Origin of the sequence: Streptomyces sp. NPDC007095 (assembly GCF_040634475.1) — a bacterium.
Taxonomy (GTDB): domain Bacteria; phylum Actinomycetota; class Actinomycetes; order Streptomycetales; family Streptomycetaceae; genus Streptomyces.
Window position 1 is genome coordinate 1 of record NZ_JBEYFS010000060.1, and the last position, 15,972, is coordinate 15,972.

Here is a 15,972-nt window from a genome sequence, read left to right on the forward strand (position 1 = left end):
ACCAACGTCAGGTGGACTGGCAGTTCACCACCCACGACGCACGCATCAAACTGCGCCACCTATATCCCAAAACTTAGCCGCGACAATCTACTAGTTCGGCCTGTCGCTCGCCCGTGTCCGCTTGCGCTGCAAACCGGCGTGCGGCCTCGGCAAGCCATTCGAGATCTTCGGGGTCTTCGGGGTCCAGCGCTGTCAGGCGGGACCACACCGTACGGGCCACCACGTCGTCAGCGGCGTCCATGTTGATGGCCAGACCACCGTGTCCCGGTACTGCGCCGGACTGGGCCCGGTTGCACCGATAGAGCTGCTTGCCGTTCCTCCGGTCGGTCACCACAGACGACCCGCAGACGCCACAGAAGAGCATCCCGGCGCCACCCAACAGCGACGGCACGGAGCGCCCACCCTGGCGGACCACCTGGGGCGCACGGCCGTCGAGTACGTCTTGAAGGCGCCACCAGTCATCCGGCGGAATGATCGGCTCATGCGCAGCCAGCGGGACCCCTGAGGCGTCGCGCAGGATGACGCGCTTGGTCCCCTGGCGTTCGGCGGCGTAGCCGGCAAGGCGCGGGTCACGGAGGATGCGGAGCACAGTGGACGACACCCACGTCGTACGCTCCAGCGGCTGGCTTGCGCCTCGGGCCCGGCGGGCGGTCACACGCGCTGCCATGTCCGCTGCTTTGGTCGGTACGCCCTCAGTGTTCAGCTTGCGAGCCACGGCCGATGCGGTCATGCCGCCCAGTGCCCAGGACACCATGTCGCGCACGTACGGGGCCTCAGCGGGATCAGGGACCAGCTTGACCACCACCAGTTCCCCGCGCGGCTCACGCGTCGACTGGAAGCCGTACGGGGCCATGCCGGACACGTGGCTACCCGCTGCCCTCAGCGTCTCTTTCGTCGCCGTGATGTACGCCGACTTCATGTCGGACTCTTGCTGGGCCAGCGCAGCGATAAGGCCGAAGATCGCGACACCCATGGGAGTGGACGTGTCCAGGTAGGGCTCTTCGACGCTGACGAGCAGCACGCCGTGTTTGGCCAACTCCTCATTGATCAGCATGGCCTCAAGGGCACCCTGTCGAGTGAGGCGGGACAGCGAGAACACGACCACTGCGTCTACGTGCCCGGCGCGAACGGCGGACATCATCTCCTCGAACTCCGGCCGGACGACCTTGGGGTCCCAGCCGGATTTACCGACGTCGGCGAAGTGGCCCGCGTTGTCCCAGCCTTTGGCCGTGATCAGCGCCTCGCACTTGGTCCGCTGTGCTTCGGGGGACGACGCGGAGTCGTCCTCACGCTTCCTTGACTGCCGGATGTAGGAGACTGCGCGCACATGGTCCAGGTTAGGGGTCCAGTCCGGGCCCCGTTTGACGAGAGGTGTCATGTGCCTAGCGTAGTAAAAATCAACGTACTGACCGTCCCGGCCGAGCAGCGGGAGACGCTGGAGAAGCGCTTCGCCTCGCGTGCCCATGCCGTGGAGAACTCCGACGGATTCGAATGGTTCGAACTCCTCCGCCCCGTCGAAGGCACCGACAGCTACCTCGTGTACACGCGGTGGCGTGACGAGGAGTCCTTCCAGGCCTGGATGGAGGGCCCCATGAAGGCGGCCCACCAGGGCGGTGACGCGGGGAGCGGTGAGCGCCCCAAGCCGGCGGCGAGCGGGTCCACGCTGTGGTCCTTCGAGGTCGTGCAGCAGGCGGCGCCGACCAGCGCATGACCGTACGCCGGGCAGGCCGTCGGCGGGCCACGCGGCCCCGGTTGCGGCCCTGCGCACGATGATCTGCTTGTGGCCCCACACCAGACGCGCCCTGCGACTGGTGTGGCGGCCATCGTGTCGGGGACGGCCGCCGACCCGTCGCTCGCTCCCGCCATGTCGGCCGAGCGCCTTTCGGCGGCCGCTCCGTGTGTCAGGTGCCACCGACTCCGTCGGTGCGGGTTCGTTCGTAGTGGCGGGCGACCCGTGCGCGGTTGCCGCAGATGCTGCTGGTGCACCACTTGCGCCGCTTGTTCTCCTTCGAGCCCGACAAGGTCGAGGTCTACCTCGACGGTGAGCGGCCGCACCTCGAACCGGGCCAGCAGGTGGTGCCTCACGGTGTCGACCGCGGCCGCGGGACCGATGAGGTCCTCTCCCACTGAGGCTCCCGACGGAGGGCAGCCGCGCGGGTAAGAGCGGTCCGGCCCTTTCGCGGCACGGGACCCGAGCGTCGCCTCACGGCGAAGGGCACCCCCTCACCGTGAGGCGTGCTGTGCCGACGGGGCGGACCGGCTCATTCCTCGCGTTCGTACTCCGCCCGGGCACGTTCGGCGTCGAGATCTTCCTGTGCGGCGCGGTAGATGTCACCGGCCAGCTTGCGGGCGGCCTGGGGATCGGAAGTCGAGGAGACCGTCCGGATCCGGTCAGCCCATTTATCCATGTCTTGTGGGGTTTCAGGATTCTTGCTCACACTACTTTTGTACCTTTTTGCAGGCTTCTTCGCCTCCCGCGCCGGAGGAAATCGTGCGCATGGCCCACGAAAGCCGGGCTCCGATCGGCCGGATCACTGAGCAGCATGCTGAAGCGACCGGCTTCGCCGTGCGGCGGCGCCGCACCGGGAGGATGAGACGGCGACCCTGCTCTCAGTCAACGTGGGGCGGCCGAAGGACGTGCGCCGGCGCGACAGGACGGTTCACACGGGAGCGTGGAAGCATCCCGTCGACGGCCGCCCGGATGGTTCGCCGCCTCAATATCGACAGTGACGGCCAGGGCGGCCTTCAGGGCCACGGCGGGGAGCAGCGGGCAGTCCTCGTCTACCGGACGCAGTCCTACGCGTACTGGTGCAAGGTTTTCGAGCGCGACGATCTGGAGTTCGGCCGGTTCGGGGAGAACTTCACCGTCGACGGGCCGGCGGACGACGAGGTGTGCGTCGGCGACCGCTACCGGATCGGCGAAGCCGAGTTCTAGGTCACCCGGCCACGTGTCGGCCGCGCCCGGCCAGTACCTGACCGTGCGCATCCCAGGAGAGGGCCGGCCCGGACTGGTGCGCATCCGTTCACTGTCCTCCGCCCCCGGTGCCGCCGAATACCGGATCAGCCTCAAACGCGAAGACCGCGGCACGGTCAGCACCTACCTCCCCGCCCATCTGCACACGGGCGACGTCATCGAAGCAGCAGCCCCCCGCGGGACGTTCGTGCTGGCCGATGACCACACTCCCGTGGCACTGTTCTCGGCGGGCATCGGCGTCACGCCCGTGCTGGCGATGCTGTACCAACTGGCCCTCGGCCACAGCTCCCGAGCCGTGTGGTGGGTGCACACCGCGCGTGATCCCGAACAGCAGCCCTTCGCGGAAGAGGCCCGGCAGCTCCTCGCCCGCCTGCCGCAGGCCCGCACCTTCATCTACTTCACCGCCCCGGATCTGGAGATCGCCGGGGGCCGGGCATCACGCACGGACGCATGACCAGCGACGGGATCCGGGAGCTCGGCATCCCTGCTGATGCGCACGCCTACCCATGCGGCCCTGAGGGCTTCATGTCGACGGTGCCATCCGCGCTCCAACGGCGGGGCTGAGTAGTTCGAACATCCACACCGCAGCCTTCGGGGCGCTCGCGCAGCATCCCCGCCGCTGACGTCCTGCTGGATCTGTGAGCCCCCGACGGAAGGCTCAAGGGTTTCGGGGCTTTCGGCATAGCGAATCTCGAATCCCGAATCCAACCATCAAAGATCTAACCGTCAAAGATCTAACCGTCATAGATAATTTGACAGGTTAGACCTCGCATGCCGGACTGCGGCTAACCGCTCAAAGCAACATTGGAGGTTGACATGAGCAGCGTCGTGCATCACCGCACCGCCACCCTTAACGGCATGGATGTCTTCTACCGAGAGGCCCGAGACCCGGGGTCACCGGCGCTCGTGCTGCTGCACGGCTTCCCGACGAGCTCGCACATGTTCCGGAACCTCATCCCGGCACTCGCCGACACCTACCGCGTCATCGCACCCGACATGATCGGATTCGGACAGTCGGCCATGCCGACTGTCGACGAGTTCGACTACACCTTCGACGCTCTCACCGACGTGACCGCCGGCCTGCTGGAACAGCTCGGCGTCGACCGGTTCGCGGTCTACGCCCAGGACTACGGAGCGCCCATCGCCTGGCGGCTCGCCACCCGGTCTCCGCAGCGCATCACCGCGATCATCACGCAGAACGGCAACGGCTACACCGACGGACTCGTCAAGGCGTTCTGGGACGGGCCGTTCGCCTACGCCGAGAACCCGACGCCCGAGAACGAAGCCCCCCTCCGCGCGGCCCTGACCCTCGAACTGACCCGCTGGCAATACCTGAACGGGGTCGCGGATCCGAGCCTCGTCAGCCCGGACAGCTGGACCATCGACCAGGCGCTGCTCGACCGCCCCGGCAACGACGCCATCCAACTCACGCTGTTCCGGAACTATCCGGCCAACGTCGCCCTCTACCCCCAGGTGCAGCAGTACTTCCGCGACAGCCAGGTGCCGCTGCTGGCCGTATGGGGGGCCAACGACGAAATCTTCGGCCCGGACGGAGCCCGCGCCTTCCAACGCGACCTGCCCGACGCCGAGATCCATCTCCTCGAGTCCGGGCACTTCGCTCTGGAGAGCCATCTGGACGAAATCACCGGGTACATCCGCGACTTCCTCGCCCGCGTCACCTCCTGAGACACACAGCCCGCGTGTCCTCGGCGGCGGCAACAGCCCTTCGCTGTACGGCACTTTGCGGACGTCGGCGTACGGGACGCAAAGCTGGAGGCCACCAGAGCGAAGTGGCGGCAGGGCGACGCCCTCACGGAGCAGTGATTTGAGCAACTTCGCCCCGGTGTGGGTGAGCGGCTCGGGGCGCATACGCGCGGCGCGGCGCCGGGGCCGGGCAGGGCGACGACGGTCCCGTCGACGAGTCGCATGTTGCGGTTGGGCCACTTCGGCAACCCCCTTCACAGGAGCCACACATACCGTGCGAGGATGCGGCTCCCGGTATCGAGTACCGGCGTAGAGGGGAACATCATTGAGATCAAGGAAACTGAGCCGTAAGCGGCGACGGGCGACCATAGTCACGGCAGCGGCCGCCTCGGTCGTCGCCGGCGCCGCGCTGCTGCCCAACTGGACCGCGGGCGCGTCGACTGTCGCCGACCCCGCCGTGGATCCGTCGACCAAGGCCACCTTCCAACGGCTGGCGGACGCGGTCTTCACCGACCGTACGGACGCCCTGGTGGACAGCGTCAAGACCAGCCGGAACACGACACTCTCGTCGCGGTTCTCCGGCGACGTGCGGGTGTCCTCCACGCTGTCGCGCGAGGAGAAGTCCGCACTGTCGCAACTGCGGGGCCGCAAGTCCCGTCTGGAGTCGCTCGGCGAGAAGTACAGCTCGGCCAACACGAGCGTTTCGCTGGACCGTACGCGACTGAAGGGCCGTCACGCCACGGTCAACGTCACCGAGACGACGACGCTGACCTACGAGAAGGTCAAGGGCAACGAGCCGAAGACCACCGGCTTCCAGGCGCACCACGAGCTGACGTTCAAGGCCGACCGCAAGGGCGACTGGCAGCTGACCGGCATCCGTGACACCGACGACGGCGTCGCGGTCAACCAGGTCGCCGCCACCACGTTCGTCGCCGCGCCCAAGACGGCCGCCGACGACGCCCCGCCCGCGGCGACCCGCTCGGCCATCACGTTGCCCGCGCCGGCCAAGCCGAAGAACTTCTCGGCCTCCGGCTACGACTACAAGGCCATGGCGGCGTACGCGGCCAAGTACTGGAACAACTACAACCCGGCCTACCCGAACTTCAACGGGCAGGGTGCCGGCGGCGACTGCACCAACTTCGTCAGCCAGTCCCTGAAAGCAGGCGGCTGGAAGCATGTCCCCGGCTACACGGACGACTTCCACAAGTGGTTCGGCAACTCCGACATCCAGTCGGACTCGTTCGTCGGCGTCAATGAGTTCTCGTGGTTCGCCCTGTCCTCCAAGCGGGTCACCAGCCTCGCCAACGTCTACCAGTTGGACGTGGGTGACGTCCTGCAGATGGACTTCAACAAGGACGGGTCCAAGGACCACAGCATGATCGTCACCTACCGCAGCCCGCAGGGCGTGCCGTATGTGTCGTACCACTCCACCAACACCTACAACAGGTCGGTGGCGAGCATCATCGCGTCGTATCCGAACGCGGCGTACTACGCCTACCGCACCTGAGCGGTCCTTTCCGGGGCGGGAGCCGGTCCGAGTGTCCGGCTCCCGCTCCTTTGGTTCCCGATCACTTACGGGAACAGTGCGATCCCGACGAGGATCAGCAGGATGATGCCGGCGACGAGCGCAACGGTCGCCCACGTCCCCCGCCGCTTCAGCGGCGTCGCGGGCTCTCCTCCACGGGGCCGGTCCTCCGGCAGTGAGGCGTCAGCCGGGCGCCCGCTCCTGTAGAACTCTTCGTCGGTCGGATAGACGTTGCGCGGATCAGAGAGAGCGCGCGGATCGATCTCGTGTGGACTGGTCATGAGCACTCCTTGCGCGGCGCTCGTCAGGGCCGGGGTTCCCGGCGGACGCCAGGGCCTGCGCCAGGGGGCGGTGGCTCACCACTTCCCAGGCGCGCAGCCCTTCAGGAAGACGCCGCACAGGCAATCCGCCCTGCTCACCGCGCACAATCTGATCGTATACCCGAGCGGGGCCGTCCATCAGGTCCAGCGGGGCAACGGGGCTGAGCCCGGCCGAGGCCGACAGCGAGCACGCCGTCCGGCCCGATGCTCGGCCGAGGCGCGGCGGCTGCGACGGTGATGGACGACAGTGGGATCGACCATGATCAGGTCCCCGGCGCGTTCCGGGAGATCGGTGAGGCGCGTGACGGTGCCGGTGATCGCCTCCCGCAGGTCGGCCTCCTCGCGGACCGCCTGTGGCTCCGGCCGGTCCGCTACGTCGACCGGTTCCTCGTCACCCGCGGTCCGCGACCCCCAGCGGCAGGCGCGCCGCCTCCCCAGAGAGCTTCGGTCACAGGTCGAGGACCGCCCGGAGTGCGTTGTCGATGAACACTTGCTGCTCGGGTCCGATGTTGCCGAGCAGCGTGGCTGTCTCGAAACGCGCCGCGGAAAGCTGGAGCAGGTTGACGGCGACGACCGAGGCGTCGACCGGGGTGGTCAGGCGCACGCTCATCGCCGTGTCGGGGTGCACCGCCGGGGCGTGCAGCACCAGGGCGACCACGGCGCCGTACGCATCGGCCAGTCCGTCAAGGCTGACGACGAGGACCGTGCGGTTTCCCTTGCCGGTGTCGACGTCCCAGACATCGCCCTTCTGGATCGTCACAGGGCGTCGCCCTCGCCGCCCAGATCGACGGGCTCGATCCGGGCGAGCCGACGGGCGGCGTCCAGCGTCATCTGCCGACGCACGGCTCGGAGGATGTAGTCGTTCAGGGAGGGGGCGTCGGCTGCGGCATCGCGCAGCGCCTTGTCCATGGCGTCGGGAATCCGCAGAGTGATGGCAGACATGACACCAATTGTAGTGGCATCGCCGCCGTCACGCGGCGACGAATCGGGACGGCGGCCTTTCGGGGACGATCGACTTGCGTTTCGAGGGGACTTGCGTTCCGAGGGAGAGGGATTGGCTCCCGGCCAGGTGAATGTCGCCTGCCTCTATCCGTCCTGGAGGGGTGGGGCCTGGCGACCCGAGCCCTCCTTTCGGGGTCCCAGTACGCGGCGATCGAGGGTGGGAAGGAGGCGGTGATCCAGGCGGAACCGGAGAATCCCGGATCCGCCGCGGTGGCGCGACGGGCAGGATTCGTCCCGACCACCAGACACCATTTGTCCACCGCCGCGATCACCGGTGACGGTTCACCGCGGATCACCGTTGGAGTCGCGTCTCTCTCGGGAATTCCCACTGCGGTACGGTCGGCCCCCGACACTCTCGGGGGCGGGCTCGATTGAGGAGGTGCCGCATGGACGGCGGACCGGCGACGATCGGACTGACGTCGATGAATGTCTGCTGCGGGTTTTCCTCGACGTTGCCTTCGCCGAAGGAACGTGCGGTCGAGTTCTGCCGGAGAATCGAGGAATCGGGCGTCGACGTGGTCAACTTCCAGGAGGTCTGGACGGCCACGCTGTTCAGAACCATCCGCACCCACCTCCCCTCGTATCCCTTCGTCGCCCGCGCCACCGGAGTGGCCGGTCAGCCGGCCGGGGGCCTGGCCTCCTTTTCGCGGCTGCCGTTGCGGTCGGTGTCGTACGAGTCGTTCCGTGGTTCCCGGCCCGGGGAGTCCGGCCCGCTGTTCCGCGGATCCAGAGCCCTGTGGGGGCGTCTACAGGGTGTACTGATCTTCGAGTTGGCGGATCGCCGCACTCTGGTGGGCAACGTCCACCTGACCGCGAACAGGGACGGCGACTGGTCGGTGGACAACCGCCACCACAGCTTCCAGCAGAGGCAGTTGGCCATGTTCCATCAGGCCCTTCGGAGAGCTCGCCGGGGCGATACCGAACTGGTGATCGCCGGCGGTGATCTCAACATCCCGGACAGCAGCCCCCTCTACCCATTGATCGTGGACGGAGGAGCGTGGCGGGACCCGTTCCACGCGGTCGGTCACCCCACGTTCCATGCCGAGCTGCTGCCGCCTGGCGCCTCGGCGCACCGCGTCGACTATCTACTGGTCGCGGGCGATGCCGAGCGGTACCCGGTGACCGGACCCCGCCTGCTGTTCGCGGAGCCGGTACAACTCGGCGGCGGGAAAAGAACGTTGCTCTCCGACCATATGGCGCTGACCGCGCGCATCGCCCTCCCGACCGCATCGCCGGTGTCGTAGTGCCGCCTACGGGGATCTGCGCGGTCGAACTGCGGCCCCGGATACGTGGTGTCTTACGTGCGTGCTTTCCCAGATGTGCCGGGTGCCTGCGGTACACCAAGGTCGTAGCGGCCTTCCCGGTACTTGCACCGCCTGTGCCCCGCCGGGCGTGGCAGAGCAGGAAAGGCGCGTGGGCTGTGAGGTTGGCGGTCAGCGAGCTCAGTGGCGTGGACGGCGGCGTTCGGGACGCTCTCCGGCCCGCCTCGTTCCCTGCCGCGCCGCAGGCCGGTGCGGCGGCGCACGGGCTGGCCGCGTTGGTGGTCGTCACCGCGGGGTGCGCGGCGCGCGTCCACTGCTACTGGGCCGATGACCCTCAGGTCGACCCGCGGTACCGCAACGCCGCCCTGTGGCAGGTAGCCGAGGTGGTGCTCGCGGCGTACGTGCTGCCCGTGTGACTCGCGGCGGCGTTGGCCGCCGGACCATCGGGCGCGTGGATCACGGGGGTGGTGGTCTCGGGCCGACGGAGGCGGCCAGTGGTGCTGTACGCGGTGTGGCTCGCGACGGTCTCCGTGACCGTCGTGGCGACGCTGGCACCACAACTGCACACCGCTCAGACCTGCGGCCCCGCCACGGGCTGACGGTGGATCGGACGAGCCGCCGACGGCACAGGCCGAGTCGAGAGCGGTCAGGGTGAGCGTTCGGGACGCGGTGGGAGCGCCGAGTGCCGTGGCAAGGAGCCGCGTGGACCCGCCTTCTCCGCCTGGTATCGGTCGAACGCGTCGCGGGCGTCGGGGACGAACGTCGTGTCGTACATCGCAGCGCGCAGCTCAACCGGGGTGAGCCAGGCGTGCCAGGCGACTTCCGAGGCATCCGGTACAACCTGTTCGTTGAGTACCGCCTCGTGCAGGCCGAGCCAGTACGGACTGATGACACCCCGGCACAGGTACTTGAAGAGGAACCGCGTCGGGGCGTGGACCCCGAGTTCTTCGGCGAGTTCGCGAGAGGCGGCTGCCGGGTAGGTCTCGCCCACGCCCACGGCACCACCGACCAGCCAGTTGTACTGGCCGGGGAAGCGGGAAACGTGATCGGGACGCCGGTGGACGAGGATCCGACCGCCAGGCTCGCGGCATACGGTGGTGGCAACCCGGTGCAGCCACCTCCGGCGGATGGCCTCGCCTCGATCCACCACCCCCAGTGTGTGGTCCTGCTCGTCCACTCGCTCCACCATCTCGCCCACGGCGGACACGCTTTCACAGAACCGCTGGGCTGACGACACACCCAGCTCAACGGCCGAGTTGGTGTGGTGGCACAAGCTCCGAGATCAACTCCTCAGACACCGATCGCCCCATCGATACGTTCACGGAGGAGATCGGCGTGTCCGTTGTGACGGGCGTATTCCTCGATCATGTGGATCAGCACCCAGCGCAGCGACACCGTCCCACGCCATGCGTCCTTGCCCGCGATGTCGAGGTGGGGCGCGTCCCTGGTGAAGGCGTCGGCGAACGCGACCTCGGCGCGCCATGCCTGCCACGCTTCGGTCACAAGGCCGGGATCGGAAACCGCGCCGTCGAAGTCGCCGTCGGGTTCCTCCGGCGACGAGAAGCGAGGCGGCGCGTCTTGACCGGCGAGGACCTGACGGAACCATCGGCGCTCCACGTCGGCGAGATGGCGTACGAGTCCGAGCAGCGAGAGCGTGGAGGGCTCGACGGAGCGTCGGGCCAACTCTCCTTCCAGGTCCGCGCACTTCAGCTCCAGCGTGGTCCGCTGGGCCCTGAGAAATCCGCTGAGCATGGCTCGCTCTTCGCCGGTCGAGGGAGCACCGAGCCGCGGGTCGTCGTCGTCTCCGACGAACATGGCGGCCCGCCTCCGTGGACTGGTCGTACTCATGCTGACTTCTCCTTCGGGGTTCGCCGGTGACGGCGTGACGGCGGTGTGATGTCGACGTCCGGAGCCTCGTCGCGGGATGGAGCACGCGTTACTCCGTGCGAGTGGTGCATCCTCCGGCAGCGTCGTAGCGTCAGTAATGGAGCTGGCCGCCGCAAGAAGGGGCGGACCAGGCGCCGGGCCTGCTGGTCGAAAGAGATTGCGACTGGGAGCGAACATGCCAAGACGCACAGTGAGGACAGCGGTGACGTTCTGTGCCGCTGTGTCGCTCGCAGCAATCACGGGAACAGCTTCCTCCACCCCTGCTCCGTCACCGCCGTCCACGCCCAGCGTGAAACACCAGGCGGGACAGCCCGTGATGGTCGACTGTTTCTGGCACGCGCAGGTGCGCCCCACCGATTTCATCCTCGCGTGCGGTGACGGCAACAGCCGCCTCACCTCGCTCCGTTGGTCTCAGTGGCACCCGGACTCCGCGGTGGCCGAGGGCTTCAACGTGGTGAACGACTGCAAGCCGTACTGCGCCGCGGGCAAGTTCCACTCGTACCCGGTGATCGTGCGGCTCAACGCGCCACAGCCATGGAAGAAGCACCCTGATCTGTCGCACTACACCCAACTGAGCCTCGTCTACACCCATGGGAAGCCGGACGGATTCGGGCAATGGGTCGACCTTCCCCTGTGGAACTGACTTCCGAGATCGAGGCGTTCCGGCGAAGCGCGCTCGCTCCAACGCCCGGAGCGCCCCCATTTCGTCGCCGACCGCCGCAGCCTCCTCCGCACGCCTGCCGAGGACCCAGGCAGCAGCAGTAGCGTTGCCGTGGCCTCGCACGTCGCTGGCCGCTTGGGAAAGGAACTCCAACTTCGCCTTCGGCGTTGAGGCGCCGTAGCTGCTGTAGGTCAGGACCAGGGCTCGGAGCGGAGGGTGCCCGGCGGTCGTCGCGCACTGCGACGTGACCTTGTAGTAGGCGTCGGCTTTGTCGTGCTCACCCAGGTCCCAGGCCACCGAACCAGCCAGGGCGGCGGTTTCTCGGGTCTTCGAATTTTGGCGGTGCGGAGGTGTCCGCGGGCTCGGCGGGTGGTGACGCAGCGTGTGCGTAGGCGTTGATTGGTGGGGTTGCGGAAGCCTTGCATTTTGAGTTCCCGGTCACTCCGGGTGACAGGGGCTGGTCGGGGGTCTATAGGTGGGGCGGGGATGTTTCGGCCCGTTCCGTGAGCCTTTGGGGCGGCCGGGCCCTGCGGGCCGGGGTTTCGGCGGCTTGGTGATCGCGGGGAGTTTCGCGCGGAAGCGGCGAAACCCCAGCCGGACTCGGTAGGGGCTCAAGGTGGTGCCAAGGGGCGGGCATGCCTGCCAGGGGCGGCGGAGATCGTCGACGAGGTGCCGGGCGAGATGCAGTTGTGTGTAGGCGGCCAGGACGAGGGCTATCCACCGGTCGACGGCTTCGGCCGCGTCCAGGCGGGCGGCGCCCAGGCCGAGGTGGCCCTTGACGAACCGGTGGAAGTTCTCCTGGTCGAAGCGGCGCATGTACGCCATCCACAGCAGAACGGGATCAGCGGGCTGGGGGCCGAGGTGCCACAGCCACAAGTCCCTCTCCGTGCCGCCGCCGTGCGGCAGCCGCTCGACCTGCACGTGCAGGACGGTGCCACGCACGATGGGCAAGGGCGTGTCCTCGGGCCAGTCGCTCCACCAGCTGGAGCGGCGGGTCAGCTGCTGGTGCAGGTTGCGCCAGGCGCGGATGGTCACCTTCCCGTACCAGTCACTGTCCAGGCTGACTTCACTGTCGGGAGCCGGGCGGGTGTCGGGGCGGGCGCAGGAGAACTCCGCGCCGTGCCGCTGGGGGCGCCCGTTGGTGCCGGGCAGCCGTGGTGGCGGGTCGAAGTGGAAGCGCCGGTTGCTGCGCAGTCGCACCAGGAGCTGGACGGACAGGCAGTCCAGCTCGGTGGCCAGTTCCGCGCCCCGGTAGCCGGTGTCCAGCAGGATCAAGCAGGGCTCCCGCGAGACCGAGACTTCCTCGGGCGGGTAGCAGCAGCACAGTCATCGCCAGGGGGCGAGGACCGAGAGCGCCCAGCCGATCGCGGTGCGCCGGTGGGGCAGGGGCACCCGGCCCCGGTGCGTGGGGCGGGCGAGGTGGGGCAGCCGCGCGGTCAGCGGGTGTTTGGGCGGCCGGTGCGGCGGGATGACGTGCACCTCGACCGGTCCGGCCTCCTACCGGGGTGTTCGAAGTGGTGTTCGTGCTCGCCCTGCTGACGGTGAGCACGCCGCTGTTGGGGACCTACATGGCCCGGGTGTACGGCGGCGGGAAGGCACCCTTCGTTACCACCGATTACGGGCCAGAGCCCAATTCATGACACTCCCTGCGTGCAGCGTTGCGGCTATCCCCGTTGGGGAGAACGGGAGTTGTGCCGTCGGATCAGGTAACGACGGAGTTCGTCGGCGCCCCAGACGATGAAGGGGTAGGGGAGCAGGAACAGCAGATCACTCGCGGGGAGGGCGGCGGTTCCCAGCAGTTTCTGGAATGGCGGAGTGTAGACGAAGACGGCTGCGAGCAGGAGTTCGCCGGCGATGGCGGCGAGGAGGTAGCGGTTGGACAGGCCGCCTACGGAGCGGAGCGAGGCGTGGGTTGTGCGGACGGCGAAGGCGGTGCCGATCTGTCCGGCGATCATGCCGAGGAAGGATATGGTCGTGGCCTGCTGGTAGGCGTGGTGCAGGGGCTGCCCTGGCCCGGTCGGGTCACCGAGGGACCAGCCGGCTTTGGTGAGGACGTAGAAGAAGCCTGTCATCTGGAGTGCCGCGACGAGGGCGCCGAGGAAGAGCCAGGCGCGGATCAGCATCGGGGCCTGGATGACGCCCTCGGCTCGTGGCCGGGGCGGGCGGTCCATGAGCCCGGGTTCGGCGGGTTCGCGGCTGAGGGCGAGGGCGGGGAGCGTCTCGCTGCCGATGTCGAAGGCGAGGAGCTGCAGGATCGTCAGAGGGAGTGGGATGCGGCCGCCGCCGAGTGCGAAGAAGAGGAACGGCGTCACCTCGGGGGTTGCGTGGGCGAAGATGTAGATGATGAATTTGCGGACGTTGTCGTAGATCCGGCGGCCGTCGCGTACCGCGGTGGCGATCGAGGCAAAGTTGTCGTCGGTGAGCACCATGGTGGAGGCTTCGCGGGCGACGTCGGTGCCGGAGCGGCCCATGGCGACGCCGATGTCGGCGCGGCGTAGCGCGGGGGCGTCGTTGACCCCGTCGCCGGTCATGGCGACGACGTGTCCCTCCTCGCGCAGTGCGTCGGCGATGCGGAGCTTGGCCTCCGGGGAGGCGCGGGCGAAGACGATGTCGTGTGTCCGGCTGACGAGGGTGCGTAGTTCGCTCTCGCCGAGGTTCTCCAGTTGCCGGCCGCTGACTACGGTGGGGTTGCTGCCGGTGATGCCGACACGTTGGGCGATCGCGGTGGCGGTGAGCGGGTGGTCGCCTGTGATCATGATGATGCGGATGCCGGCGGTGTGGCAGTTGCGTACGGCTTCGGCGACTTCGGGGCGCGGCGGGTCGAGCATGGCGATCAGTCCGGCGAAGCACAGTTCGGTCTCGGCGTCGCCTCGTCGGTGCGGCGGTCTGCGGTCGGGGGACAGTTCCCGTTCGGCCAGGGCAAGTACGCGCAGGCCGTCGGCGGCGAAAGCATCCACCTGGGCGGTGATGCGCTGTCGGTCGGGTTCGGTGAGCGGCAACTGCTGCCCCTGGGGGCCGAGGAAGGTGGTGCAGTGTGGCAGGAGTGCTTCGGGTGCTCCCTTGGTGCGGATGGCGAGACGGCCGTGGTGCCGGTCGATGGTCGACATCAGCTTGAGTTCGGGGTCGAAGTGGAACTGCCAGCAGCGGTCGGCCTCCCGCTCGGTGGCTGCGAGCCTGGCACCCAGCTCGCGGGCGGCGAGCAGGACGGCAATCTCGGTGGGATCGCCGCTGGGTTCCTCGCCGGGTTCGACGCGGGCGTTGTTACAGGTGGCGGCGATCCGCCCGACAGTGGCCCGCGCCGGGTCGGCCGGGGTGCCGTGCTGGAGCGCCGAGGTGTCGTCCAGTTCGAGGAGTCCTGAGGCGGTCCACACGTGGGTGGGGCGCATGCGGTTCTCGGTGATGGTGCCCGTCTTGTCGGTGCAGATGACGTCCGTCGAGCCGAGGGTTTCCACGGCGCTGAGCCGTTTGACGAGGGCGCCGCGTGTGGCGAGCGCGCGGACGGCCACGGCGAGGGCGAGGGTGATGACGGGCAGGAGCCCCTCGGGGACCATGCCGGCCAGCAGGCCGGCGGCGAAGACCACGGAGTTGACCAGCGACAGCCCGATGCCGAGCGTGGCCAGGGGGATGAAGGCGAGTGCCAGGGCCACAGAGACGATCGCGATCAGCCAGGCGACCCGCCGCACCTGGCGCTCAAGGGGGCTGGGCTCCTGCTTGACTCGCTCGGAGAGCGCCGCGATGCGGCCGAGCTCGGTGTTCATACCGGTGGCGAAGACCACACCGTGGGCCTCGCCGCCCGTGCAGCTGGTGCCGCTGAAGACAAGATCGTGCGCCGTGAGCACGGGGACGTCCACGTCCAGGATCGAGGCCGAGCGCAGCGTGGTCACCGATTCCCCGGTCAGCGCCGACATGTCGACCTCGATGGCCCCTTTCAGGAGGCGGATGTCGGCGGCGATCCGGTCGCCCGCCTCGATGACGATGATGTCGCCCGGGACCAGTTCGGTGGCATCGATCTCTCGCGGGACACCGTCGCGGTGGGCCTTCGCCCGTTGGGGGATGTAGGCGGCCAGTGCCTCGACCGCGTGTTCGGCGTGCACCTCCTGGACGAACGCGAACGCGGCGTTGAGGAAGATGATGAGGACGACCGCGGCGGCCACGACGTACGAGCCCACGGCGACGAGCAGCGCTGCGGCGAGCCACAGCAGCAGGGCGAGCGGGTGCGTGAACTGGCGCGCCAGTTCACCAGGCCAGCGGCGGCCGCCGCGTCTGCGCAGCTCGTTGCGGCCGTACTGCAGCAGTCGCCGCCCGGCCTCGACCGAGGTCAAACCGGATCGCGAACTGTGCAGATCGCGCAGGAGCAGCTCCGCCGCCTCCTCAGGGTCGAGCCCCGCCGGCCGCACCCACGCCTCGTGTCGACTCTTCACTCAGCAGACGTTAGGGCCGGTTCGGAGTCCGCCGGCGGAACGACACCTCGACTGGAGCCCGTGCCTGCCCGCGCTCCCCAGGGCGGACAGGCAGGCCACTGCGCGTTCCGACCGCACTTTCGACAGGTGAGTGGTCCGTCCCGGCTCCGTTTCCCGCGGACAGCTGCGCGCACGACGGGGAACCGCCGGCGGCCCCGGTACAAGGACGGCTCGCTT

21 protein-coding genes and 1 pseudogene are annotated in these 15,972 nt (G+C 68.5%); 10 read left to right on the forward strand and 12 right to left on the reverse strand.

Going from position 1 to position 15,972, the window contains the following annotated elements:
* Positions 1-73: 73 nt before the first annotated feature.
* Entirely contained in the window at positions 74-1,378 is a 1,305-nt protein-coding gene (locus tag ABZ656_RS21510) for a recombinase family protein (protein WP_360269826.1), read from the reverse strand.
* Between ABZ656_RS21510 and ABZ656_RS21515 the strand changes: the two genes are divergently transcribed.
* Positions 1,379-1,711 (forward strand): antibiotic biosynthesis monooxygenase, encoded by a 333-nt coding sequence (locus ABZ656_RS21515; protein ID WP_360269828.1) that lies wholly within the window; start codon positions 1,379-1,381, stop codon positions 1,709-1,711.
* Between the two features lie 190 nt (positions 1,712-1,901).
* Here the strand turns inward: ABZ656_RS21515 and ABZ656_RS21520 are convergent, their stop codons facing one another.
* The gene (locus ABZ656_RS21520; protein WP_101402971.1) at positions 1,902-2,021 is read right to left on the reverse strand and encodes a CGNR zinc finger domain-containing protein; all 120 of its coding nucleotides are present in this window, start codon (positions 2,019-2,021) and stop codon (positions 1,902-1,904) included.
* On the opposite strand from ABZ656_RS21520, the gene ABZ656_RS21525 reads away from it, so the two are divergent.
* Positions 1,963-2,130 carry a hypothetical protein gene (locus tag ABZ656_RS21525; RefSeq protein WP_180361945.1) on the forward strand — a complete coding sequence of 56 codons (168 nt, stop codon included), beginning with the start codon at positions 1,963-1,965 and terminating at the stop codon, positions 2,128-2,130. The two genes, ABZ656_RS21520 and ABZ656_RS21525, sit on opposite strands and share 59 nt — an antisense overlap.
* 131 nt (positions 2,131-2,261) lie before the next feature.
* On the opposite strand, the gene ABZ656_RS21530 is transcribed toward ABZ656_RS21525, so the two are convergent.
* Entirely contained in the window at positions 2,262-2,438 is a 177-nt protein-coding gene (locus ABZ656_RS21530) for a hypothetical protein (RefSeq protein ID WP_159064543.1), read from the reverse strand.
* Between the two features lie 263 nt (positions 2,439-2,701).
* Here ABZ656_RS21530 and ABZ656_RS21535 point away from each other — a divergent pair, with 263 nt between their 5' ends.
* From ABZ656_RS21535 to ABZ656_RS21550, 4 genes are all read left to right on the forward strand, one after another.
* Positions 2,702-2,935 carry an MOSC domain-containing protein gene (locus ABZ656_RS21535; RefSeq protein WP_360269831.1) on the forward strand — a complete coding sequence of 78 codons (234 nt, stop codon included), beginning with the start codon at positions 2,702-2,704 and terminating at the stop codon, positions 2,933-2,935.
* Positions 2,936-2,948: 13 nt separating this feature from the next.
* A complete protein-coding gene (locus ABZ656_RS21540; RefSeq protein ID WP_360269833.1) occupies positions 2,949-3,428 on the forward strand; it encodes a hypothetical protein in 480 nt (159 codons plus the stop codon).
* 362 nt (positions 3,429-3,790) lie between these two features.
* Positions 3,791-4,660 (forward strand): alpha/beta hydrolase, encoded by an 870-nt coding sequence (locus ABZ656_RS21545; protein ID WP_101402970.1) that lies wholly within the window; start codon positions 3,791-3,793, stop codon positions 4,658-4,660.
* 343 nt (positions 4,661-5,003) lie between these two features.
* Positions 5,004-6,185, forward strand: coding sequence for an amidase domain-containing protein (locus ABZ656_RS21550; RefSeq protein WP_101402969.1), 1,182 nt, complete (start codon positions 5,004-5,006; stop codon positions 6,183-6,185).
* A gap of 65 nt (positions 6,186-6,250) precedes the next feature.
* Here ABZ656_RS21550 and ABZ656_RS21555 read toward each other — a convergent pair whose 3' ends face one another.
* The 3 genes from ABZ656_RS21555 to ABZ656_RS21565 form a co-directional block, all read right to left on the reverse strand.
* Positions 6,251-6,484 carry a hypothetical protein gene (locus ABZ656_RS21555; RefSeq protein WP_101402968.1) on the reverse strand — a complete coding sequence of 78 codons (234 nt, stop codon included), beginning with the start codon at positions 6,482-6,484 and terminating at the stop codon, positions 6,251-6,253.
* Positions 6,485-6,971: 487 nt separating this feature from the next.
* Positions 6,972-7,283: a hypothetical protein gene (locus tag ABZ656_RS21560; protein ID WP_180362271.1), complete on the reverse strand. Its 312-nt coding sequence runs from the start codon at positions 7,281-7,283 to the stop codon at positions 6,972-6,974.
* The gene (locus ABZ656_RS21565) at positions 7,280-7,465 is read right to left on the reverse strand and encodes a hypothetical protein (RefSeq protein ID WP_360269836.1); all 186 of its coding nucleotides are present in this window, start codon (positions 7,463-7,465) and stop codon (positions 7,280-7,282) included. Before ABZ656_RS21565 ends, ABZ656_RS21560 begins: the two co-directional genes overlap by 4 nt.
* A gap of 446 nt (positions 7,466-7,911) precedes the next feature.
* Between ABZ656_RS21565 and ABZ656_RS21570 the strand changes: the two genes are divergently transcribed.
* Positions 7,912-8,769 (forward strand): endonuclease/exonuclease/phosphatase family protein, encoded by an 858-nt coding sequence (locus tag ABZ656_RS21570; RefSeq protein ID WP_360269838.1) that lies wholly within the window; start codon positions 7,912-7,914, stop codon positions 8,767-8,769.
* Between the two features lie 176 nt (positions 8,770-8,945).
* Positions 8,946-9,203, forward strand: coding sequence for a hypothetical protein (locus ABZ656_RS21575; RefSeq protein ID WP_360269840.1), 258 nt, complete (start codon positions 8,946-8,948; stop codon positions 9,201-9,203).
* 230 nt (positions 9,204-9,433) lie between these two features.
* On the opposite strand, the gene ABZ656_RS21580 is transcribed toward ABZ656_RS21575, so the two are convergent.
* Both ABZ656_RS21580 and ABZ656_RS21585 read right to left on the reverse strand, forming a co-directional pair.
* Positions 9,434-9,985, reverse strand: coding sequence for an NUDIX domain-containing protein (locus ABZ656_RS21580; RefSeq protein WP_101404046.1), 552 nt, complete (start codon positions 9,983-9,985; stop codon positions 9,434-9,436).
* Between the two features lie 92 nt (positions 9,986-10,077).
* Positions 10,078-10,635, reverse strand: a complete 558-nt coding sequence (locus tag ABZ656_RS21585) for a DinB family protein (protein WP_360269842.1) — start codon at positions 10,633-10,635, stop codon at positions 10,078-10,080.
* 328 nt (positions 10,636-10,963) lie between these two features.
* Between ABZ656_RS21585 and ABZ656_RS21590 the strand changes: the two genes are divergently transcribed.
* Complete coding sequence (locus tag ABZ656_RS21590; RefSeq protein ID WP_360269844.1) at positions 10,964-11,317, forward strand: hypothetical protein; 354 nt, start codon at positions 10,964-10,966, stop codon at positions 11,315-11,317.
* Positions 11,318-11,338: 21 nt separating this feature from the next.
* Here the strand turns inward: ABZ656_RS21590 and ABZ656_RS21595 are convergent.
* The 3 genes and pseudogenes from ABZ656_RS21595 to ABZ656_RS21605 form a co-directional block, all read right to left on the reverse strand.
* Positions 11,339-11,656 (reverse strand): annotated as a pseudogene (locus tag ABZ656_RS21595) (transcriptional regulator); the annotation flags it as partial.
* Between the two features lie 117 nt (positions 11,657-11,773).
* On the reverse strand, positions 11,774-12,610 hold the full coding sequence (locus ABZ656_RS21600) for a transposase (RefSeq protein WP_360269846.1): 837 nt from the start codon (positions 12,608-12,610) through the stop codon (positions 11,774-11,776).
* A gap of 51 nt (positions 12,611-12,661) precedes the next feature.
* The gene (locus tag ABZ656_RS21605; RefSeq protein WP_180362269.1) at positions 12,662-12,814 is read right to left on the reverse strand and encodes a hypothetical protein; all 153 of its coding nucleotides are present in this window, start codon (positions 12,812-12,814) and stop codon (positions 12,662-12,664) included.
* A gap of 26 nt (positions 12,815-12,840) precedes the next feature.
* Here ABZ656_RS21605 and ABZ656_RS21610 point away from each other — a divergent pair, with 26 nt between their 5' ends.
* Positions 12,841-12,975 carry a hypothetical protein gene (locus ABZ656_RS21610; RefSeq protein WP_360269848.1) on the forward strand — a complete coding sequence of 45 codons (135 nt, stop codon included), beginning with the start codon at positions 12,841-12,843 and terminating at the stop codon, positions 12,973-12,975.
* A gap of 24 nt (positions 12,976-12,999) precedes the next feature.
* On the opposite strand, the gene ABZ656_RS21615 is transcribed toward ABZ656_RS21610, so the two are convergent.
* Complete coding sequence (locus tag ABZ656_RS21615; RefSeq protein ID WP_101402961.1) at positions 13,000-15,756, reverse strand: cation-transporting P-type ATPase; 2,757 nt, start codon at positions 15,754-15,756, stop codon at positions 13,000-13,002.
* Positions 15,757-15,972: the final 216 nt, after the last annotated feature.

What these genes read in the sequence shown, in the direction of transcription:
- ABZ656_RS21510 (WP_360269826.1), bottom strand. Translation starts at nt 1,378, where the DNA reads ATGACACCTCTCGTCAAACGGGGCCCGGACTGGACCCCTAACCTGGAC.
- ABZ656_RS21535 (WP_360269831.1), top strand. Translation starts at nt 2,702, where the DNA reads ATGGTTCGCCGCCTCAATATCGACAGTGACGGCCAGGGCGGCCTTCAG.
- ABZ656_RS21545 (WP_101402970.1), top strand. Translation starts at nt 3,791, where the DNA reads ATGAGCAGCGTCGTGCATCACCGCACCGCCACCCTTAACGGCATGGAT.
- ABZ656_RS21555 (WP_101402968.1), bottom strand. Translation starts at nt 6,484, where the DNA reads ATGACCAGTCCACACGAGATCGATCCGCGCGCTCTCTCTGATCCGCGC.
- ABZ656_RS21565 (WP_360269836.1), bottom strand. Translation starts at nt 7,465, where the DNA reads ATGTCTGCCATCACTCTGCGGATTCCCGACGCCATGGACAAGGCGCTG.
- ABZ656_RS21570 (WP_360269838.1), top strand. Translation starts at nt 7,912, where the DNA reads ATGGACGGCGGACCGGCGACGATCGGACTGACGTCGATGAATGTCTGC.
- ABZ656_RS21585 (WP_360269842.1), bottom strand. Translation starts at nt 10,635, where the DNA reads ATGAGTACGACCAGTCCACGGAGGCGGGCCGCCATGTTCGTCGGAGAC.